General features: G+C 51.9%; 29 protein-coding genes. 10 read left to right on the top strand and 19 right to left on the bottom strand.

Translation table 11 applies throughout. The features are described from left to right. Window positions 1-16: 16 nt before the first annotated feature. The 4 genes from NGAR_RS11750 to NGAR_RS17700 form a co-directional block, all read right to left on the bottom strand. The gene (locus tag NGAR_RS11750) at window positions 17-1,330 is read right to left on the bottom strand and encodes a cation:proton antiporter domain-containing protein (protein WP_228369169.1); all 1,314 of its coding nucleotides are present in this window, start codon (window positions 1,328-1,330) and stop codon (window positions 17-19) included. A 110-nt stretch (window positions 1,331-1,440) separates the two neighbouring features. Further along, window positions 1,441-3,051: an acyl-CoA mutase large subunit family protein gene (locus NGAR_RS11745; RefSeq protein WP_148681380.1), complete on the bottom strand. Its 1,611-nt coding sequence runs from the start codon at window positions 3,049-3,051 to the stop codon at window positions 1,441-1,443. 8 nt (window positions 3,052-3,059) lie between these two features. Then, a complete protein-coding gene (gene meaB / locus NGAR_RS11740; RefSeq protein ID WP_015019959.1) occupies window positions 3,060-3,983 on the bottom strand; it encodes a methylmalonyl Co-A mutase-associated GTPase MeaB in 924 nt (307 codons plus the stop codon). Between the two features lie 45 nt (window positions 3,984-4,028). Then, the gene (locus NGAR_RS17700) at window positions 4,029-4,202 is read right to left on the bottom strand and encodes a hypothetical protein (protein ID WP_015019958.1); all 174 of its coding nucleotides are present in this window, start codon (window positions 4,200-4,202) and stop codon (window positions 4,029-4,031) included. Window positions 4,203-4,311: 109 nt separating this feature from the next. Between NGAR_RS17700 and NGAR_RS11735 the strand changes: the two genes are divergently transcribed. Then, window positions 4,312-4,737 (top strand): cobalamin B12-binding domain-containing protein, encoded by a 426-nt coding sequence (locus tag NGAR_RS11735; RefSeq protein ID WP_015019957.1) that lies wholly within the window; start codon window positions 4,312-4,314, stop codon window positions 4,735-4,737. A gap of 10 nt (window positions 4,738-4,747) precedes the next feature. On the opposite strand, the gene NGAR_RS11730 is transcribed toward NGAR_RS11735, so the two are convergent. From NGAR_RS11730 to NGAR_RS11680, 12 genes are all read right to left on the bottom strand, one after another. Continuing rightward, window positions 4,748-5,212 (bottom strand): pyridoxamine 5'-phosphate oxidase family protein, encoded by a 465-nt coding sequence (locus NGAR_RS11730; protein ID WP_015019956.1) that lies wholly within the window; start codon window positions 5,210-5,212, stop codon window positions 4,748-4,750. 10 nt (window positions 5,213-5,222) lie between these two features. Beyond that, window positions 5,223-5,459 (bottom strand): ATP-binding protein, encoded by a 237-nt coding sequence (locus NGAR_RS17695; protein ID WP_148681379.1) that lies wholly within the window; start codon window positions 5,457-5,459, stop codon window positions 5,223-5,225. A 1-nt stretch (window position 5,460) separates the two neighbouring features. Next, window positions 5,461-5,829: a sensor histidine kinase gene (locus tag NGAR_RS18510; RefSeq protein WP_015019954.1), complete on the bottom strand. Its 369-nt coding sequence runs from the start codon at window positions 5,827-5,829 to the stop codon at window positions 5,461-5,463. Window positions 5,830-5,849: 20 nt separating this feature from the next. Beyond that, window positions 5,850-6,911, bottom strand: coding sequence for a cache domain-containing protein (locus tag NGAR_RS11715; RefSeq protein ID WP_015019953.1), 1,062 nt, complete (start codon window positions 6,909-6,911; stop codon window positions 5,850-5,852). Further along, the gene (locus NGAR_RS11710) at window positions 6,881-7,078 is read right to left on the bottom strand and encodes a hypothetical protein (protein ID WP_148681378.1); all 198 of its coding nucleotides are present in this window, start codon (window positions 7,076-7,078) and stop codon (window positions 6,881-6,883) included. The genes NGAR_RS11715 and NGAR_RS11710 overlap by 31 nt, the downstream gene beginning before the upstream one ends. 57 nt (window positions 7,079-7,135) lie before the next feature. Beyond that, complete coding sequence (ilvC, locus tag NGAR_RS11705) at window positions 7,136-8,140, bottom strand: ketol-acid reductoisomerase (protein WP_015019952.1); 1,005 nt, start codon at window positions 8,138-8,140, stop codon at window positions 7,136-7,138. Between the two features lie 32 nt (window positions 8,141-8,172). Next, window positions 8,173-8,508 (bottom strand): winged helix-turn-helix transcriptional regulator, encoded by a 336-nt coding sequence (locus NGAR_RS11700; protein ID WP_015019951.1) that lies wholly within the window; start codon window positions 8,506-8,508, stop codon window positions 8,173-8,175. Beyond that, window positions 8,501-8,635: a hypothetical protein gene (locus tag NGAR_RS18850; RefSeq protein WP_266190249.1), complete on the bottom strand. Its 135-nt coding sequence runs from the start codon at window positions 8,633-8,635 to the stop codon at window positions 8,501-8,503. The genes NGAR_RS11700 and NGAR_RS18850 overlap by 8 nt, the downstream gene beginning before the upstream one ends. Next, window positions 8,632-9,072, bottom strand: coding sequence for a hypothetical protein (locus NGAR_RS11695; protein ID WP_015019950.1), 441 nt, complete (start codon window positions 9,070-9,072; stop codon window positions 8,632-8,634). Before NGAR_RS11695 ends, NGAR_RS18850 begins: the two co-directional genes overlap by 4 nt. 37 nt (window positions 9,073-9,109) lie before the next feature. After that, window positions 9,110-9,625 carry a hypothetical protein gene (locus tag NGAR_RS11690; RefSeq protein ID WP_015019949.1) on the bottom strand — a complete coding sequence of 172 codons (516 nt, stop codon included), beginning with the start codon at window positions 9,623-9,625 and terminating at the stop codon, window positions 9,110-9,112. Between the two features lie 146 nt (window positions 9,626-9,771). Next, on the bottom strand, window positions 9,772-10,104 hold the full coding sequence (locus NGAR_RS11685) for an SHOCT domain-containing protein (protein WP_015019948.1): 333 nt from the start codon (window positions 10,102-10,104) through the stop codon (window positions 9,772-9,774). A 20-nt stretch (window positions 10,105-10,124) separates the two neighbouring features. Further along, the gene (locus tag NGAR_RS11680) at window positions 10,125-10,502 is read right to left on the bottom strand and encodes a hypothetical protein (protein WP_148681377.1); all 378 of its coding nucleotides are present in this window, start codon (window positions 10,500-10,502) and stop codon (window positions 10,125-10,127) included. A 206-nt stretch (window positions 10,503-10,708) separates the two neighbouring features. Between NGAR_RS11680 and NGAR_RS11675 the strand changes: the two genes are divergently transcribed. Together NGAR_RS11675 and NGAR_RS11670 are read left to right on the top strand one after the other, a co-directional pair. Beyond that, window positions 10,709-11,005: a winged helix-turn-helix domain-containing protein gene (locus tag NGAR_RS11675; RefSeq protein ID WP_015019946.1), complete on the top strand. Its 297-nt coding sequence runs from the start codon at window positions 10,709-10,711 to the stop codon at window positions 11,003-11,005. Between the two features lie 62 nt (window positions 11,006-11,067). After that, entirely contained in the window at window positions 11,068-11,472 is a 405-nt protein-coding gene (locus NGAR_RS11670) for a hypothetical protein (protein ID WP_148681375.1), read from the top strand. Here the strand turns inward: NGAR_RS11670 and NGAR_RS18845 are convergent. Beyond that, window positions 11,469-11,594: a hypothetical protein gene (locus NGAR_RS18845; protein ID WP_266190248.1), complete on the bottom strand. Its 126-nt coding sequence runs from the start codon at window positions 11,592-11,594 to the stop codon at window positions 11,469-11,471. The genes NGAR_RS11670 and NGAR_RS18845 overlap by 4 nt on opposite strands. 96 nt (window positions 11,595-11,690) lie before the next feature. Next, window positions 11,691-12,002, bottom strand: coding sequence for a hypothetical protein (locus NGAR_RS11665; protein WP_148681374.1), 312 nt, complete (start codon window positions 12,000-12,002; stop codon window positions 11,691-11,693). Window positions 12,003-12,039: 37 nt separating this feature from the next. Between NGAR_RS11665 and NGAR_RS11660 the strand changes: the two genes are divergently transcribed. Further along, window positions 12,040-12,564, top strand: a complete 525-nt coding sequence (locus tag NGAR_RS11660) for a response regulator (protein ID WP_015019944.1) — start codon at window positions 12,040-12,042, stop codon at window positions 12,562-12,564. Here the strand turns inward: NGAR_RS11660 and NGAR_RS11655 are convergent. Continuing rightward, window positions 12,561-13,724 carry a PAS domain-containing sensor histidine kinase gene (locus NGAR_RS11655; protein WP_015019943.1) on the bottom strand — a complete coding sequence of 388 codons (1,164 nt, stop codon included), beginning with the start codon at window positions 13,722-13,724 and terminating at the stop codon, window positions 12,561-12,563. The two genes, NGAR_RS11660 and NGAR_RS11655, sit on opposite strands and share 4 nt — an antisense overlap. Before the next feature lie 125 nt (window positions 13,725-13,849). On the opposite strand from NGAR_RS11655, the gene NGAR_RS11650 reads away from it, so the two are divergent. The 6 genes from NGAR_RS11650 to NGAR_RS11625 all read left to right on the top strand — a co-directional run bounded on the left by NGAR_RS11650 (window position 13,850) and on the right by NGAR_RS11625 (window position 18,315). After that, window positions 13,850-14,188 carry a hypothetical protein gene (locus tag NGAR_RS11650; RefSeq protein WP_015019942.1) on the top strand — a complete coding sequence of 113 codons (339 nt, stop codon included), beginning with the start codon at window positions 13,850-13,852 and terminating at the stop codon, window positions 14,186-14,188. Then, the gene (locus tag NGAR_RS11645; protein ID WP_015019941.1) at window positions 14,188-15,000 is read left to right on the top strand and encodes a hypothetical protein; all 813 of its coding nucleotides are present in this window, start codon (window positions 14,188-14,190) and stop codon (window positions 14,998-15,000) included. Before NGAR_RS11650 ends, NGAR_RS11645 begins: the two co-directional genes overlap by 1 nt. Window positions 15,001-15,064: 64 nt before the next feature. Further along, window positions 15,065-15,340, top strand: a complete 276-nt coding sequence (locus tag NGAR_RS11640) for a DUF6290 family protein (RefSeq protein WP_015019940.1) — start codon at window positions 15,065-15,067, stop codon at window positions 15,338-15,340. Window positions 15,341-15,521: 181 nt separating this feature from the next. After that, window positions 15,522-16,436: a hypothetical protein gene (locus NGAR_RS11635; RefSeq protein ID WP_015019939.1), complete on the top strand. Its 915-nt coding sequence runs from the start codon at window positions 15,522-15,524 to the stop codon at window positions 16,434-16,436. A 106-nt stretch (window positions 16,437-16,542) separates the two neighbouring features. Further along, on the top strand, window positions 16,543-16,962 hold the full coding sequence (locus NGAR_RS11630; protein ID WP_015019938.1) for a pyridoxamine 5'-phosphate oxidase family protein: 420 nt from the start codon (window positions 16,543-16,545) through the stop codon (window positions 16,960-16,962). 39 nt (window positions 16,963-17,001) lie between these two features. Further along, on the top strand, window positions 17,002-18,315 hold the full coding sequence (locus tag NGAR_RS11625; protein ID WP_015019937.1) for an ATP-binding protein: 1,314 nt from the start codon (window positions 17,002-17,004) through the stop codon (window positions 18,313-18,315). The last annotated feature ends 13 nt before the right edge of the window (window positions 18,316-18,328 follow it).

Genomic DNA, 18,328 nt, shown 5'->3' with positions numbered 1-18,328 from the left:
TGCTTCTATTACTATACTACTTCTCTTCTGCTCCAGAAGTTTCCGTATCCTTTGCTTTGTTGCTATTGTTGTCGTTGCCTTTCGCCGGCTCGCCTTCCGGCGATTTGGTGATTTTCCACCCCAGCCTGATGACATAGGGAGACAAGAACGTCGTAATTATTGTCATCGCTCCAATCATTGGAAGCAAAAACGCGCTTGTTGCCCCCACGTCTGCTCCTCCCTTGGCCGTCACAAGCGCCAGCTCGCCTCCCGAAGCTGACAGGCCAAAGCCTGCCCTTGCAGACACCTTCTTGCTAAGCCCAAGCATCTTTGCAGAGGCAAAGACGGTTCCGAACTTGGCTCCAAAGGAAGTGGCGATCAGGATCAGGGCAGGGACAATGAAAGACGGGATCAGCCTGATGTCCATGAGCGCCCCGACAGATATGAAAAACACGGCGCCAAACATATCCCTCAATGGGATAGTGATTATCTTGGCGACGGCCTGCGTTTTTGATTCTGCCACCAGCACGCCTGCAAAGAAGGCGCCGGTTGCGACCGAAATCCCGATCGCGTCGGCAATGAACGACAGCCCGAACGCGACTGCCAGCACTGTTATCAGGATAAGGTCGTAGCGGTCCGTCTTGCCCATGATGTCGACCAGCTTGGGTATCGTCCTTGAGCCGAGGAACAGGACGCCGCCGATAAAGGCCAGCACCACCCCGACCACGACTGTGATCTCTTGGAACGCAAGGTCGCCTGTCGAAGCCACAGACTGCAAAATGGCGAGCATCGATACTATGATAATATCTTCAATTACAGCGACGCCGAGCAGGAGGTACGCCGACTCCTCCCTTACCATACCCAGCTCCTCCAACACGCGCATCACTATTACGGTGCTCGTCACAGATATTGAAAGCGCCAGAAAGAGGCTGTCAAATAACGCCATGCCCATCTGCTGGCCTACAAAATAGCCGATGGCAAAGGTACCCAAAGCCTCGGACAGCGCAATGACAATAGCCTTTCCTCCAATGGACCGGAGCTTGGCTATCGGGTACTCCGTCCCGACCGTGAACAAGAGCAGAATGATCCCTATTTCTGCCATCAGGCTGACCGTCTCGATGCTGCTGACCAAGCTGAACGGTGGCGTGTATGGCCCAATTATCATGCCTGCAATGATGTAGCCGATAACCATTGGCTGCTTTAGCTTGAATGTGATGGCAAGCATTATTGCAGCAACTACCATGATCACTGCAAGGTCCATTACCACAATGTCTCCAAGCGCGTTCTCTCCGCCAACAAGGGATGGGAAAAGCGATGGCAACGGAGAGGTTGTTGGAGCTGTGTGGTTCACTGCACAATATCCAAAGATATACTACAATAAAAAGAAAGTTGTTGTCGTTGTACTGGGGCCGACTACCTCACGCGGGTACTTTTTTTGGATTAGCCGCTATAATTATTGCACTAGAACGATATCTTGGGCTCGTACCTGCCAAAGACTGTCCTGAGAGTGCTGCTTATCTCGCCAAGAGTGCTGTAGTTCTTGACAGCATTGATTATGTGAGGCATCAGGTTCTCGTCGTCCTTCTCTGCGGCCTTTTGCAGCTGCGACAGCGCCTGATCCACTTTGGTCCTGTCGCGGCTGCTTTTGAGTTCCTTGAGCCGGGCGATCTGCCTGTTCTCTATCTCCTGATCTATCTTGTTGAGCTTGGGCTCGACGTCGTGCGCGTCCTGGTACTTGTTGACCCCTACAATGACGCGCTTGTTCTCGTCGATCTCTTTCTTTAGCTGGTACGCGTTGTTCCTGATCTCTTCTTGGAAGAACCCCTTCTCCACGGCGACCATCGCGCCGCCCATCCTATCTATCTTTTTGAGGTACTTGTTCACTTCTTCCTCTATCTTGCCCGTCAGGTATTCGACATAGTACGAGCCGGCCATAGGGTCGACTGTCTTGACGACGCCGGTTTCGCTTGCGATTATCTGCTGGGTTCTGAGCGCCACCTTGACAGACTCTTCGGTCGGGAGTGCTAGCGCTTCGTCCCTTGAATTGGTGTGCAGCGACTGGCACCCACCAAGCACCGCGGCCAGCGCCTCTGTCGTCACCCTGACGATGTTATTATCGACCTGCTGCGCAGTCAGCGACTCGCCGGAGGTCTGCACGTGGAAGCGCAAGTGCATCGACTTGGGATCCTTTGCGCGGAACCTTTCCTTCATTATCTTTGCATAGATACGTCTTGCGGCCCTGAACTTGGCGATCTCTTCAAAGAACTCCATCGTGCAGCAGAAAAAGAACGAGAGCCGGGGCGCAAAGTCGTCAACCTTCATGCCCCTTGAGATGCATGTCTCGATGTATTCAATCGCGTTGGCAAAGGTGAACGCCAGCTCTTGTACGGCGTTGCAGCCAGCCTCCCTCATGTGGTAGCCGGATATGCTGATCGGGTACCATTGGGGCACCTTCTTTGAGCAGTATTCTATCATGTCGCCGATAAGCCGCATAGACGGCTTGGGCGGGTAGATGTATGTGTTGCGCGCGATGTATTCCTTCAAGATGTCGTTCTGGGTCGTCCCGCGCAGCTGATCTGGCGGCACGCTTTGCGACTCGGCAACAGTGATGTAAAGCGACAAGAGAGTTGACGCGGTAGAATTGATGGTCATTGACGTGCTGACCTTGTCAAGTGGTATCCCGTCAAAGCAGGTCATCATGTCCTTTATAGAGCTGATGGCGACGCCGGTCCTGCCTACCTCGCCTTCCGACTGTGGGTCATCCGAATCCCTGCCCGTCTGGGTCGGCAGGTCGAACGCAAGCGACAGTCCCGTCTGGCCGTGGTCCAACAAGAATTTGAAACGCTTGTTGGTCTCCTCCGCGCTACCAAAGCCGCTGTACTGACGCATTGTCCAGACGCGCTCTCGGTACATGTTGGGGTACAGACCACGCGTGAACGGGTACTTGCCCGGTTCTTCATCGCGGCGGCTACTATTGTATTTCGCCAAGTCTTTTCTGTTGTAGACTCGCTTGACCGGGATGTTAGAATCGGTCTTGAAGTTCTCGGTTGGCTTTGCCGGTTTTGCCACCATATCTACCATCACCTAAAGAGGCCGGCGGCCAGCTCTTCTGCGGCCGCGTACGGGTCGATCTCTTTTCTGGTCAACTTGTCGACAAACTCGGAATATTTCTTGCTGCCTGCAAGCATCTGGGAAGCCTTTTTCTCGACCGTATTTAAAACCATGTCCCTCAACTCGTTCTCCAGCATCCTTCTTTCGCGTTCTTTATAATTAATGCTTTTTTCCTTTAGTAATTTATCAATACTCTTGGCTAGTTCGCGGACGCCCTTGCCGGTCTTGGCAGACGCCTTGAGCACCACAGGCTTTCGATCCGTGTCGCCTATCAGGTCGACTATGGTGTTGTATAGCGCGCCGGCGCCTTCAAGGTCTGACTTGTTGATGATGTACATATCGCCGATCTCAGTCAGGCCGGCCTTGACCGCCTGCACGTTGTCGCCAGTGTGCGGAGTGAACAGCACCGCCGTAATATCGACCACCTTGGATATCTCGATTTCCAGCTGACCAGCGCCGACGCTTTCAACCAACACTAAGTTGTAGCCGGCAGCGTCCAGAATCCTGATCGCGTTTCGCAGCGACTTTGATACGCCTCCCACCGCGCCTCTCGACGCCATGCTCCTCATGAACACCTTTTCGTCGTCAAGATTGCCCTGCATCCTGACCCTGTCGCCCAGAATCGCGCCGCCCGTCAAGGGGCTTGTAGGGTCTACGGCAAGCACCGCCACCCTGTAGCCAAGGGCCTGGCATTCTGGTATCAGCCTGCCCACAAGCGAGCTCTTGCCTGCGCCGCCCGGCCCGGTGAACCCCACGGTCCTTGCACCCCCTATCTTGCTAAAGATCTGTCTTATTATTTCTCGGGACTCGGGCTCGTCGTTATCAACAATTGAAATGGCTCTTGCAAGAGCGCGCCGCTCGCCTGCCAGCAGGCCCTTTACTATGGGAAGCATCACTACTTGCCTTGTTTGTAAGGCGGACAATATTAACGTGTACTACTAGTCTTCTTCTTTGAGCGATTCAGAAATGATGCTGGCGAGCCTGTCATTGCCCTCCCTGCGGTACCTCTCGATTTCCTGGACTAGCTGCTCCCTCAGCTGCCTGTAGAGGCCGATCTGCTCTCTCACGGTCTTTTCCCTGATCTCCTCAACTTCTTCGGCTGGCGAGGCCATGCAATGTTATGGCAGCTTTTGTATTTATGACTTCATTCCGGGCTTGACCAGTCATGTCTGAATTGAATAAATATTTTAAGCGGAAAAGCCAATCCTTCCGGTATATAATATGTCGGCGCAACAGCAACAGACAAGGCCAATACGCGTACTGGTAAGCAAGCTCGGGCTCGACGGCCATGACAGAGGGGCTCTGGTCATATGCAGAGCGTTCCGCGACGCCGGCATGGAGGTCATTTATTCAGGGCTGTTCTGCACGCCAGAGCAGGTCGCAAACATGGCCATAGACGAGGACGTCGACGTGGTGGCAATGAGCCTGCTTAACGGGGCGCATTTGACACTGTTCCCAAAGGTAGCACGCCTTTTGAAGGAAAAGGGGGCGGACGACATCCTCATCATGGGCGGCGGCATCATCCCGGAAAGCGACAGGAAGGAGCTTGAAAAGCATGGCGTTACTGGCAATTTTGGCCCCGGCACCCCGCTTCCAGTGATAATCAAGCACATCACAGAAAACTTACAGCAGAAAAGGCGCAAGTAGAGATTCTTTACTACATCTTGCCAAAATCCCACGTAGAGAAGAACCTTGGATCGATCTCGATTAGGACTTCGTGCCTACTTCTTGCGGCTTCTATGTTCCCCTTGGCGATAGGGTGATCAAGCGTGCCAAGGTACTTTAGGTGTATCTTTTCCACGATTGGCATGACCTTGCTAGTGTCCCCAGATATTGTTGCAGTCCCCTTGCCCTTGACTCCCTTGTAGGGAAAGTTCTCGTCGTCAATTGAAAAGTAGACATTCGGGTTGTTACGAACATTCTGAACTTTCTTTGTCGTCTTGCGGGTCATTACATAGAGCTTGTTGTCGCCCTTGTCGTAATAGAACCAGAGGGGCTGGATGTTGGGATCGCCCATTTCATCAATAGTTGCCAGCTGTATGTTCAGCTTGCTTTCAAGGAACCTGTCAACTTCGTCCTTGGTCATAGCGCCTATGCCGGGCATCGCGTTTATGATCTTCATTCTCTTCTGCCTATTTGGCGTTAACTTTTGATATAAAGTTTGACGATCCTTGGCCTCTTGTTGGCGTTTGTTCCTGACTCTCTGCAACAGGAAGGGTGAACGAAAAAGTCGCGTCCTCGCCGTCAGGATTGTTCTTGGCCCAGATTTCACCATCCTGAGCCTCCCCTATGCTCTTTGAGATGAAGAGCCTAAGGCTTGTGCCCTGCTCTGATTTTGTGGAAAATTTGGTGAAGAGCCTTGGCATCATGTCAGGCGCGATGCCAGTCCCCGTATCTTTGATGCCGACATGGGCATAACCGGTGTCGTTCTTTTTCCACCCTGACTGTAATTGTCCCCTCTTTTTCAATGAACTTGATCGCGTTTCTGACGAGGTTGGACAGTACTTCAAACATCCTTGCCCTGTCTGCCTGCACGAAAAGAGGCTCGCGATAAGGCTCGAAAACGATCAGCACCTTCTTGTCGTCTGGAATAAAGCTCCTCGAATCTTCAAGCACGACCCTTACCTTTTCGTTGATATCTAGGGTTTCTCTTTGCAGCTTTAGCGCGTTGCTTTCAATTCTGGATACCTCAAGTATATTTGAGGAGAGCAACTCGAGCCTCTTTGCATTGCGCACCAAAATTTCTATCTCCGCCTTTGTTACCTCGACCCTGTCCTTGCCGTCTGCAAACTAGTCGCCCAGCAATTCAATGACGGCCAGCGGGGCTGTATCGGAGTCCTAAGCTCGTGCGCTGCGATGTTGATAAATTCCCTCTGCATCTTGTCATGTGTGCCGAGCTTTTCATTTGCCTTCACAAGGGACTCGTTGGCATGTGTCAGCTCTTCAGTCTGAGACCTACAGAGATCATTCAATGACAGGATTACGATTGCAATGCCCACGGCCGCGCTGCCGATGGCCAGAATTATTGCAGAAACGAAATAGTTGTGCTGCTGGAGAAGTGGGCTTATCTGGGCCAATACCTGATGGGGAACGACTACATACAATGTAAGGAAGCGCTCCCCTCTGGCCTCTACCGGCGCGTATGCCACGGTGGTCGACATTCCTTCAAAATCGACAAAGTCATAAGAGCCCCGCCTGTCTTCATGGGACTCTTGCAGCATCCTGTCGAAAAGCTGCCTGTTGCCGTCATCAAATGATGATGAAGACGGCGATATTGCACCAATGTCTATTATGCTGCCAGTAGACGCGCTGTTGCTAGAGTAGGCGATCAGCCCGTTGGTGTCAGCCAAGATCAGTATGGAATCCAGCTCGGGCGAGGTCGACGATTCGAGTATCTTGCCAAGGTTTTGCAACGTTATTGCAGAAAACACCACGCCCTCAAAGGCCTCGCTGCGAAGAACAGGATGCGCCAGGAACAGCCGCGGGACGCCGTCAGGCGACTCTATCGTCGCGCTATAGTAGGGAAGACCGGTATCGCGGGGGAACGTAAAATACGGCCTGAAACTGACATCCGTCCCCCTGTACTGATCGTATTCCTCTTCGCTTACAAATCCACTTGACCACACCGTCTTGCCTTCCCTGTCAAGCCAGACATAGCGGTCGGTAATTTCTGAAGTGGCAGCCTGCCTGTTGTTTATCACGATCTTGGCTGCCTCCAAGTCGTTATTGAGAATTGAGGGAGCTTCGGCCAGTATTTCCAAGTTGCTATCGATCAGATCCACATTGCTTTCTACCAGGTTTGCCAGATGATAGCTTTCCACTCGGTGTCCTCCTGCAGGTTGGCGGTGACAAGTTTCGTAATTTCGCTAGAAGTAAATCGAAAGTAGCTGTACGACAGGATCGACAGGATTACTGCGCCGGCACCGATGGACGCTAAAATAGCGAGCTGCTTTGCTGGCGCAATGCCTATGCGATGGCTAGACACCAAGCAAATGACAAGGCACTCATAGATAAATTGCCCTGATGGAATATTCTATAAGATATGTCAGACTTCGGGGGCGTCCGGCCACATCATCTTGCGCATCTCCCTGCCTACCTTTTCCACAGGGTGGTTCTCTATCTCCTTCATGTAGCGCGCAAACGAGTTCTTGCCTTCCTTCTTGTACTTGCTGACCCATTCCTCTGCAAAATCGCCTGACTGGATCTCCTTGAGCGCTTCTTTCATCTTTTTCTTGGCCTCCTTGTCGATTACGCGCGGCCCGCGGGTGAGCCCGCCGTACCTCGCCGTTTCGCTCACGCGGTTGTACATGCCGGTGATGCCGTACTTTTGTATCAGGTCGACTATCAGCTTCAATTCGTGCAGGCACTCGAAATACGCCACTTCCGGCTGGTAGCCTGCTTCTACGAGTGTCTCAAACGCGTTCATTACCATCGCGTGCGCTCCGCCGCAGAGGTCGACCTGCTCGCCGAACCAGTCAGTTTCTACCTCTTCCTTGAACGTCGTCTGCAGTACGCCTGGGCGGGTGCTGCCGATCGCCTTTGCCATCGCAAGGACGCGATCCCACGCCTTGCCCGTGTGGTCTTGGTAGACTGCGACAAGCGAAGGCGTCCCAAAGCCTTCCTGGTACAATTCGCGTACACGCTGCCCGGGGCCCTTTGGCGCGACCATGATGACGTCGACATTCTTGGGCGGGACTATCCACTTCCAGTGGATCGCCGCGCCGTGCGAAAATGAAAGCGCCTTGCCTTCTGTCACGTGTTTTGCAATCTCTTTCTTGTACGTGTCGGCCTGCTCCATGTCCGGGATCAAAATGTGGATAATGTTTGCAGCCTTGGCCGCCTCTGCAACCTCCATCACCTTGTGGCCTTCTGCCTCGGCCTGCTTCCACGTCTTGCCTCCCTTCCTGAGGCCGACTATGACATTGAGGCCAGAGTCCTTCATGTTGGACGCCTGAGCGCGCCCCTGAATTCCGTAACCGATAACTGCAACAGTCTGGTCCTTTACCGGAGCTAGCGATACCTGGTTATCAAGCCATTTCTTTGCGGGCATGAGTGTCTGTCGCTGGCACGCATTATATTATTCTACTGATACGCAATCACGGGCTGGCACTCCTTGCGATGTGCAGACCACCACCTGTCAAGCTTTGTCAGCATGAATTCAAGCTCTCTGGCGCTGGCAGTCAGCCTATATTCTACTTTTGATGAATCACGAGTCTTTGCTATCAGCCCTTCATGCTCTAGCTCCAGAAGCCTTTCGGACAGCACCGTGCTACTTATTCCTGCAAGGGCTCTTTTGATCTCGCAAAAGCGCGCTGCTTCTTTTGAGCCAATGCTTTTCAGGATCGGCCATGTCCACCTCTTGCCAAGCATTCCCCATATGCCAAGATCCAGATCGCCGTCAGCCATGTTCTCAGACATTTGGATGCGTCTCCTTCTGCCAGCATTGCAGGCAATAGTCGCCTGTCACCTGAAATATCTCGGCCTTCTTCTGGCAGCAATACCAGCAGTTTGGATCTGGCAGCCTGCTGCCACGATTTTGGTTCATTTCCTGTCCTCCCGCCTGAACCTGTTGAGGACAAACGCCAGCGCTGCAAGCGCTGCGGCAGAAACGGTCATCAAAAGGTGTCCAAGCCCAATGTGAGCGGGATGGGTAATCCCAAACCCGATGCCAGAAGCAATGTGAATCTCATGAGGCTGCCCCCTGTAAAAGAGACCTACTCCAATTACCGCCCCTGCTATAGCCAGATACTTCATCGGGACGCCGGCCCTGGCGGCGACTGCTACCACAATGACAAGACCAAGACCATACAGAAGATCTGCAAAAGGTGTCAGCACAGTGGTGCCTGCTTCTATTCCAATCACCCCCTGCAAGACCAGCCCGGTGCTGACGAATCCAATCGCAAACCCGGCCAAGTGAATCGCTATGCCGGTTATCCCATGCCTGCGTACCTGACTTGCGAGGATGCTAGGCTGTTCTGACAATTTTGTCAAAGCCCCCAAACAAAAGAGGTGGAGAGGGCTAGTGCCAGATTCCCCAGCCAAGTCCGTGCCCTTTCCAAGGTCCGCCCCATTCCCCATATCCGTGTCCGCCCCAGTGTCCGGACATTGGCCCAAAGGAGCCTAGTTGCTGGCCTTCGGAAGTGTAGAGCACATCGCCGTTTCCTGCATCGACTATGACCAGATATCCCGTCTGGTTTGCAGTGTTTGCTACAAGGAACTTGTATACGAGATACCCCTGCACGACGCCAAGATGCCCGCCAAGTACAGCCCCGTCTGTCACATGCCCCTGCGCAGTTTCAGCGGCTGCAACAAACGACACCCCGACATTTTCACGGATAAAGTCCATCGTTTCATTTGCGACGCTGACTGAGCCGTTTATTTCAGGCACGCCTTCGCCTGCCCATATCATTTTCTGCTGTTCTTGCTGTGCAGTTGCCTGTACTACCGACGACGCTGCTAGAATGGCAGCCACCGCGCCGGCAGCAATGATGGCAACTATTACCACCTTCTTGCTCAGAAGATTTTTTGTTGACATGCGTAAACTTGCAAAGGAATTATTTTAACCGTTGTTTACCCATGACACGTAACTTAGTTACTTGAAGTTCAAGCTCGGGTAGAGTCGAAAAATAAAAGTTGAATTCTAAAAAATAATGAAGGATCAGGTCGCGCTAATCGCCATCCTTAGGTTTTACGTTCCAAGTCGTGCATCATCTGTTCGAATTGCTCTCTCGTGATCTCTCCTTTGGCGTACCTTTCCTTGAGTATCGATTCAGCAGTTCTGTATTCGTACCTGTACCATCCCCTCCAAGGCCAGAGGAACCATTTTGCCACCCAGAAGACTATGAATATCAAAAAGATTCCGCCAAGCCAGCCGAAAGGAAATGGGAAGAATGCTCCCGGCCGCCCGGGAACAAAGTAGAGGGACAGGGCAATCGACACCCCTATTACAGCTATCAGTCCTATTATGCCCCAGCCTACGATTCGCCTGATGCGGTTTGATTCCTGATCGCTCATGCTATGTAGCCCTCAAAAAATTAATGAGGGGCTACCGTCACAGCCCTCGCCGTTCTTATGCCCTTTGCGACGCCAAGCCCGAATACTATCAGCCCAAAGATGACTCCAAGGATTGGGCCAGGGAACACAATGACTGCAAAGTTTATGCTCGCAAGAGCCACCAGACCCGGGATCATGTATATGACGCCAGCTGCGGCCAGCAATCCTGCCACTAGAAATGACCTCTGCTTCCACGAGACAGCAAACGCCGCTGCTGACAGCACTAATGAGCTTATGTTGAGCGCCGTTCCGAGACTTAAGCCCAGCACCGCTATTCCTCCCGCTAGATTAGGTAACACCAAGGCAAGCGCGGCCGCGGCCAGCCCCACCGCCAATGCAAGTTTCGAGTTGTTAGTCATGACGCAGTCTTTCACCCGATCTATTTTAGACATTGTTAATCCTTGACACGTAACATAGTTACCTCACTGTTAATCTAGCTCGGCCGGCAAGCCATTTTAGGAAGGGTGCACAATAGTGCTAGTGGCGGACATGCCGCGCCTTGACGGCTATTGCTATTCATCGTTAATCAATCCTGCAGCGATCAAGCCCGAGAAATCTGGTTAAATTGGTCCACGAATACCGCGACAGGGTCTACATCAGAAAAGACGTGATACTAAAGCTGTCGGAGTACGGCGAGCTCAACCAGAGCAAGCTGATGAGCTACTGCGGCCTGAACAATGTCAAGCACAAGGCAATCATCGACGACATGGTCGAAAAAGGGTTGATAATCCGGTTCGAGGAGCCATGGGGCAACAAGACGATAATCAAGTACAAGGTTTCGGAAAAGGGGCGAGCGATCTTTCAGGAGATACTAGAGCCGTACGAAGTGCTCTTTCCAAGAAGCGAGGGGGAAGAAAAATGACGACGGCTACAAGTAACATTGTTACCACATTTCTTATAATGAGCGGGAGGGGAGTTTAGTCAGTGGCAAAAGACGACGACAAGCCTATTGAAAACATCTTCAGGGCAATGGACGAGATAGTCCGCCAGCTGAACATGACAAAAAGGCTGTTTCTCCTGATGATACTGTCCTTTGTCATCATCGTTCCTACGACACACATCATTACTACCATAGTTATCGGCGAAACGTTCTTTGATGGCGACGGGTTTGATGGGGGGCCGCCGTTTAGGGGCGGGCCTCCAGACAACCCTTCGTTCAGGATAGTGCAGGTTGTCGTGATCGTCACCGTACTTGTCTGGATAGGGATAGGCATCAGGCAGTGGTTCGTGCTTTCGAAATGGACGAAAAAGTACAAGCAGTACAAAGAGCTGCAGAAAAAGATAGATGAAAAGCTGGGAGATGACGAAGGTGATGAAAAACAGCCCTAGGCGTTCTTTGTTGATTTACCCCGGGCCGGTGGAATTCTGCTGTATCGGAGCCTGACCATCCAGAGCTTCAAACTGTCTGGCACTGGGAAGCGCCTGACCTGCTTGTCTGGGAGGACCACCACTCCTAGAACGGCATGGGCAAAGGCACAGCATCAAGCAACAATGACGTAGAAACTACAAGTGCAAATCGCGCTTTCCTCTTCTTTATTCTATCCAGCTCAGGCACTCTTCATTTCCGAGTTGAACTTTTCCATCAATATGGTCGCGCCCCTGCCAAACAGGTCAGAAAATGCCGACTCGATCTTTTTCCTTGACAGGTTGTCAGGGTCATATACAGAGATGCCGTGTTCCTTGTAAAGGTAAAACAGCAAAAGATCCCTCGAGTCGCCGCCAAACAGATCCAGAGTCTTTTTTAGGGCCAGCTGCATATCAGCCATGTCAGCCCTGTTGACGGACTTTTTCTTCATCAACCCTTTTCGATATGCCAAGATCCGCTTAAAGTAGTTGTATGTAACAATTCTGACAGGCACCTTCCTATATACATGGGGGAGGGTAGCTTTTGAGTTAATGAAGATACTGATAGCAGAGGATGAGCCAGACATAGCGATGCAGTATGAACTCGCGCTGAAGGACAGGAAGCACGACGTAATAATTACAAACGACGGCGAACAGTGTCTTGAAGCATTTTATCATGAACTGGAAAAGGACGAGCCAGCCCGCAACCGCAAGATGATGAAGAGGCCGCCGTTTGACGCGGTGATTCTGGATTACCGCATGCCAAAAAAGGATGGCATGGAAGTAGCCAAGGAGATCTTGGCGATAGAGCCAAAGCAGAGGATCCTTTTTGCGTCGGCTTATGTGCTTGAGACCTTGGTGGACTCTGTCAAGACCCTGCAGCAGGTTGTCGAACTCATCCAAAAGCCGTTTGAGCTTGACCCGTTCGTAGACCTCATAGAGGACAAGGGGATCTATTCGGAACTGGAAAAGCTGAACGTGAACGCCAAGGAGATCAAGGACCTGAACCCTACGCACCAGCAGGTCCTGGACCTGCTTGAAGGTCTGAAAAAGCTCCAGAAAGGCAGGGCGCTCTAGTCGCGGATAATGTTTGACTGGTCTATGGGCAGGACTATTGTAAATGTGGCCCCGCCTGTAGCGTTGTTGTATCCATAGATCTCGCCCTTGTGGGCAGTCACTATCGCCTTGCTTATGAAAAGGCCGAGCCCTGTGCCGCCGTGACCGTCCGTGTCGCCTGTGCTCTTTGTGACAAACTTGCCAAACAGGTTCGGAAGTACCTGCTCTGGTATGCCGGTGCCCGTGTCGATTACCCTGATCTCCACCCTGTTCTTGCCCGGGAACGCTCGGCATTCTACCTTTATGCTGCCCTGCTCTGTGAACTTGACGGCGTTGCCGATGACGTTGGACAGCACCTGGGTTATGCGCGACCTGTCAAGGTTGACTTCTAGGCTCCTGCTAGCGTCGTCGATCACAAGGTCCATCGTCACGTCCTTTGCCAAGTTGGTCTTTGCAGAGTCGACCACGCCGACTAAAAGGTCATTTATTGCAACCTTTTCCATCTGGTACATGAGGCTGCCACTCTCGATCCTGCTCACGTCAAGGATGTCGTTTGCCAGCTGCTGCAGCTTGCGCGCCTCCCGAAGTACGCCTTCCCATGCCGCCTCTTGGCTTATCTTGCCCTTCTTTGCAAGGATGGCGTAGCCGAGAAGCGGCTGGATTGGGGTGCGGAGCTCATGTGATGCTATCGCGATAAATTCGTTTTTTAGCTGCTCCTTTATCTTTAGCTCCTCATTTGCCTTTTCGACATCTCTCTTGGTCTTGTAAATATCGGTCTGATCTATCAGCGCGATATTGCAGGCGACAACCCTGCCCCGCTCGTCGTGCACAGAGGCGGCGCTTAGCAGCGCTGGGAAGACGCTGCCATCCTTTTTCTTGAGCCATACTTCGCAGTTCTCGACAAGCCCCTTCTTCTCCCATGCCTCAAGATACTCTTGCATGGCGACCAGGCTGTTGGGCCCCACATGGTTGAATATCGATCTGCCCACAGACTCGGCTCTCGAGTATCCGACGCGCCTTGCGTATGTCTCGTTACAGTCAAGTATTGTCCCCGCTGCGTTTACGACGCAGTAGAGCACTGGAGAACTCTCATAGAGGCTCTCGAGTATCCAATAAGTCCTCAAATATGTGTTTGGATATCCTCTACCATCCTCTAGGGACCTGTCTGCCTTTTGTTCCAATGTACTACAGAGTGAGCGCTTGAAGATTAGATATTAGAATTCGTATGTAAATTATTCTACATCTTGATCGTTATAGCCACTCCGGCGACAAACTGGAGATACGAATTTCAGCAATTATGGTGGATATGGTGGGGCGTGACAGCAACAATATGGGCGGCAACGGTCAGGTTATTTTGCGCCAGTCAATAGACGCCGCCATAGAGTCGCTGGGCGGGCCGATCCACAAGACCATAACATGGTATCTGAACAGCAGGGGCGTACTTTCCAATTCGAAAAAAATTGACATCAATTTCTTTTATTCAAATTTGCGGGATCTGCTTGGGCCGGGCGCCGACCTGATAATGGAAGAAACGTGGCAGCAGCTGCAAAAGCGCTGCGGAGGCAAGGCCGGCCAGCAGAATCCTCCGGCCAAGTGCTCTCCGCTTGAAAGGATACAGAAAATGATAGAGATAGGTGAAGCCTGATGGAGGAGCAGCAAGCATATCTGGACATCAAGCGGGCGCGCAGGAATCTGGTGCTCGGACTGATCGCTGCTATCGCAGCAATAGACGGGGCCGTCTTTTTCACCGCTGGCTCTGAAATAGAGGCGATTGTCAGCGACATCTCCAGAGTAGGCACGGTATGCGCTGCAGCTGCCCTATCGCTTGTAGTAGTCAGGAGGCAAAAAGTAGGCGGCCTCTTTGGAAGGGCTTATGCCGCCCTTGCAGCAGGGCTGATGCTATGGGTCGTGGCTGAATCCATCTGGGCGTACTATGAGCTGGGTCTAGGAATAGGGGCACATACTACTTCGATAGCCGACGTATTCTGGATTTCCGGCTATGGGCCCTTCGCCTACCACCTGCTCAGCACTGCAAGGTTCTTTGGCAAAGGGCTGAAAAGATCCGCAATAGCCATCGTGGGAGTAGCGGCCGCGCTGTTCTTGGCTTTTTACATCCAGACATTGGTGGGCGTCTTTGAGCTTGAAGGTCCCGGTGCCCTAGCAACTCTGGCGATAAGCATAGTCTACCCTGTGCTGGACGCCCTGCTCATAGTCCCGGCCGTCCTCATAGTCATGAATGCTGGAAAGGGCCAGCTCACGTCTATCCCGTGGATATTCATAGGATGGATATTGCTGGTCCTTGCCGACAGCATGCTTGGAGTTGCGGCCGCATCCGACATGTCTGAAGTATTCCATATCACCATGGCATACAACGCCGCGTACCTGTGCTTTGCCGCAGGGCTGTTATGGTACAACAGGCAGTTCATCATCAGCGACAAAAAGCTGGTCAATTGGTGAATGTAACACAACCATACATACAAGTGCTTTTATCAAATGAACCGGGCAGAAAAATTCCCCGCAGATGCCGACTATAACCGCAGAATTAAGCCAGAAAGAACTTGAGGCGATACGGGAATATGCCAATCTGTGCGGCGAGACCATATCAGATCTAATCAGGAAGGCACTGATACGTGAGGCGACTCTGGCCGACGGCTATGGCGCAGACGACCCCGCATACGAGTACCAGATGATGGCCGTCCCCGACAATGGCAGCATGAAAAGTAAAGAGCACAAAATTATTCAAGAAAATTACAACAAGATCAGAAGAATTTTAGGCTGGCAGGAAATAACGTTGTAGATCATCAGAGTTCTTTTTATAGCTGTAGCACCGTGAGGCGTTTTTATAGAATTTTTTATAGAGCCAGCCTCTGTCAACTATCCTTTACTCTATGTTGTTATTAGCCGCCTGATGCCCTCGAACAAGGAGATCGAAGCGATTTGGGTCCAGTCTTGCTGCTACTGATGGTGGTGATTGTCTTGTGATCAACAATTCAGAGCAGATCTTGGCAGGCGACATCAGGCAGTTGCTCGTCATCAAATCCGAAGAGCTCTTGAGGCGCGGCGAGCCGAGGTTTGTAGAGGGCTTGGATGAAATCGCAGGCATGCTTGGCAGGTACGACCCTGCACCGTCGCCGCTCTTGAATGCGCTGGATCACAAGGCGCAGGACATGGCAACGTATTTTTTCGTGGCCTATTCTAACACAAGGGATCTTGACAGGTCGATCCTTATATACAGGACCGTCAAGTCGCTTGTCAGGTACGTGCTTTTGATAGACCGGTTCTACGAGGTTGGCAACAAAAAGTACGAGAGGGTTGCAAGGGGCGTCCTGCGCTCTGTGAAAAAGGTTCAGAGTAGCCACTTAAAGTATTCGCTTGACTTTCTGCTGAAGCGATCTTGGCCGTTCATGGACTATGAACAGGCGGTAAAGCGGCTCTTGATAAAGGATCACATCTTCAACTTCAAGGAAATAAGGCACTACAGCCTCTTCAAGGCTTCAGACGCCCCTATGATATACGCCCACGTGCTGGACGCCGAGCTGCCAGATTTTAACCAGAATGTCGCGGCCGTGCTGCACTACAACCAGGCGCTTCAGGACCTGCATGACGATTTTGAGGACATTGAAGAAGACGTGCATGACATGATGCCCAACATGTTCATACTGGCCGCGACAGGAGCAGCAGCCATCACCTTCTCAAAACTCTTGAAAAACCGCGAGCATGCAAGGAAAATGGTAATTGAGAGTGGGGCGCTTGACTCTATGGTGCCGCTGGTCGAGCAGTACCGGGCGATGGTAAAAGGCATATCGGTGCCGCCAAGTTTCGCCTTCTTGAAGTACCTGACGAAGGAATATGCCGATATGATGCTAAGGGCGCTTGACGTCTCAGCCAGATGATGCTTATACGACTGCTGTCAAGAGCACATAGTCGCGACTGCCTGCGAAGCGATAGGCTGTAGAAGAATTTTTAACCCATCCTATCATAAAAGCCTCTGGTAGCTGCTTGGTTCAGATCGATGAGGATATCATCCGGCTCATAATAAAGCAGGACCATGTAGTTCTTGTCGGGAGCGTCAGCGCCGAGGGCATCCCGAACATTTCGCCACGATACGTCCTTGGCATACTGCAGAACGAAAAGCTGCTGTTTGCAGACGCGTTCACGAACAAGACGTTCCATAACATCAATTCATGGCCCAAGGTGTCGGTCGCAATATTTGACAGGGACACGCGGGGCGGATATCAGCTGAAGGGCAGCGCGGAGGAAGTGACCGATCCGAAATTGGTCTTGCAGGCAGAGACCAGACTCAAGGAGTTTGGCATCCTTGAAAAGCCGAAAAAGGTGTGGACTCTGGCAGTAAAAGAAGTATTTTCGCTAGAGCCGAGCGCGAAATCGCGCCACTCCTTTTCGCCGTATTACAGGTAGGCTCTGTCTGTTGTACCGGATTACATGCACTAGTTTAACGTGATCAAACCCCTCTCAAACAGACGGGCCATTCGAGAGGAGAGAGAAATTACGAAGATAGTAACAAAAATTATTATTGGCTTTCTGGCAGTGGCCGCGCTGGCTACCGGGGCCGTAGGCTACTACATGCAGCAGTCGCTTGCAGGGGCTGGCGCAGCAGCAACAACAGGCTTGGTAATTGTTATTATTATTGTCGCAGCGGCGATTGGCGCCATCGGAGCGTTGCTGGCAGTGTTCATCCTGCTGCCGGTAAGAAAGATCGAGCAGAGTGCAGAGCAGATAGCAAGGGGCAACTTTGAAGTGCAGGTCTATAACGGCAAGCTGACCAAGGGCAGCTACAAGAACTCTGACGAGCTGGTGCGTCTCATGATGGCGTTTGAGGTCATGAGAAGGAAGGTAACAGAAGTAGATGCCAACCTTAACAAGCAGATCAAGATGAAGACTTTTGATCTCCAGCGAATCAATGACGAGCTAGTAGAGAAGGAAAAGGTCCTCCAGCGGGCAAACGCTAGGCTGACCGGCCAAAGTGAAGACCTGAAAAAGATGAACGAAGAGCTGTCGGCAAAGAACAAGGAGCTGTCAGAAGCCAATGAAAAGCTGCAGAGACTGGACAAGATGAAGACCGACTTTATCCTTGTCGCAGCGCACGAGCTCCGCACTCCAATCCAGCCGATAATGGGCTCTGTGAAACTAGCAGAGAAGGGGCTCATCAGCAACGAACAAGCGTGGAAGAGCATCGTGACTGAGGCCAAGAGGCTGTCCACCGTGGCGACCTACATACTGGATGTAGGCAAGATCGAGAGCGGGAATATTTCATACGACATGAAGCCGCTCAGCGTGTCGGAGCTCGTGGAAAGGATATCGTCTTCGTCAACCAAGTTTGCCACCCAGGACGGGATGATAAGCATCAAGATTGACCTGGACGAAGATGTCAGGATAATGGGCGACAGAGAGCGCCTTGTGCAGGCATTTGCGAACATCATTGACAACGCTGCAAAGTTTGCCAAGAATGGTACGATCACCATACAGACCATCAATAACGACGATGAAGGTGTAGTGGAGATCAAGATACGTGACGACGGCCCCGGCATCCCTGACGAGATCATGCCCGTGCTGTTTAACAAGTTTGTCACAAAGACAAAGGAGAACGAGAGAGGCACCGGCCTTGGGCTGTTCATAACAAAGAGCATAATCGAGGCGCACAGCGGCAAGATATCGGCAGAGAACAACGCTGACGGCAAGGGCGCCACGTTTACTGTGTCGTTCCCGATACACGAAAAAGGAGAAGTTGCCTCGATGTCGCTGACTGACTGATTGAGTGTGCAAG

It is taken from the genome of Candidatus Nitrososphaera gargensis Ga9.2, from assembly GCF_000303155.1.
Classification (GTDB): domain Archaea; phylum Thermoproteota; class Nitrososphaeria; order Nitrososphaerales; family Nitrososphaeraceae; genus Nitrososphaera; species Nitrososphaera gargensis.
Note: the sequence above shows the minus strand (reverse complement) of the source record. Positions and strands in the feature narration are given on the sequence as shown.

Bases quoted from the DNA above. Each gene is read 5' to 3' on its own strand.
- NGAR_RS11745 (WP_148681380.1), bottom strand. From the start codon at position 3,051: ATGGTGGCAAAACCGGCAAAGCCAACCGAGAACTTCAAGACCGATTCT.
- meaB (WP_015019959.1), bottom strand. From the start codon at position 3,983: ATGCTTCCCATAGTAAAGGGCCTGCTGGCAGGCGAGCGGCGCGCTCTT.
- NGAR_RS17700 (WP_015019958.1), bottom strand. From the start codon at position 4,202: ATGGCCTCGCCAGCCGAAGAAGTTGAGGAGATCAGGGAAAAGACCGTG.
- NGAR_RS11735 (WP_015019957.1), top strand. From the start codon at position 4,312: ATGTCGGCGCAACAGCAACAGACAAGGCCAATACGCGTACTGGTAAGC.
- NGAR_RS11730 (WP_015019956.1), bottom strand. From the start codon at position 5,212: ATGAAGATCATAAACGCGATGCCCGGCATAGGCGCTATGACCAAGGAC.
- NGAR_RS17695 (WP_148681379.1), bottom strand. From the start codon at position 5,459: ATGATGCCAAGGCTCTTCACCAAATTTTCCACAAAATCAGAGCAGGGC.
- ilvC (WP_015019952.1), bottom strand. From the start codon at position 8,140: ATGCCCGCAAAGAAATGGCTTGATAACCAGGTATCGCTAGCTCCGGTA.
- NGAR_RS11700 (WP_015019951.1), bottom strand. From the start codon at position 8,508: ATGTCTGAGAACATGGCTGACGGCGATCTGGATCTTGGCATATGGGGA.
- NGAR_RS18850 (WP_266190249.1), bottom strand. From the start codon at position 8,635: ATGAACCAAAATCGTGGCAGCAGGCTGCCAGATCCAAACTGCTGGTAT.
- NGAR_RS11690 (WP_015019949.1), bottom strand. From the start codon at position 9,625: ATGTCAACAAAAAATCTTCTGAGCAAGAAGGTGGTAATAGTTGCCATC.
- NGAR_RS11685 (WP_015019948.1), bottom strand. From the start codon at position 10,104: ATGAGCGATCAGGAATCAAACCGCATCAGGCGAATCGTAGGCTGGGGC.
- NGAR_RS11680 (WP_148681377.1), bottom strand. From the start codon at position 10,502: ATGACTAACAACTCGAAACTTGCATTGGCGGTGGGGCTGGCCGCGGCC.
- NGAR_RS11660 (WP_015019944.1), top strand. From the start codon at position 12,040: ATGAAGATACTGATAGCAGAGGATGAGCCAGACATAGCGATGCAGTAT.
- NGAR_RS11650 (WP_015019942.1), top strand. From the start codon at position 13,850: ATGGTGGGGCGTGACAGCAACAATATGGGCGGCAACGGTCAGGTTATT.
- NGAR_RS11645 (WP_015019941.1), top strand. From the start codon at position 14,188: ATGGAGGAGCAGCAAGCATATCTGGACATCAAGCGGGCGCGCAGGAAT.
- NGAR_RS11640 (WP_015019940.1), top strand. From the start codon at position 15,065: ATGCCGACTATAACCGCAGAATTAAGCCAGAAAGAACTTGAGGCGATA.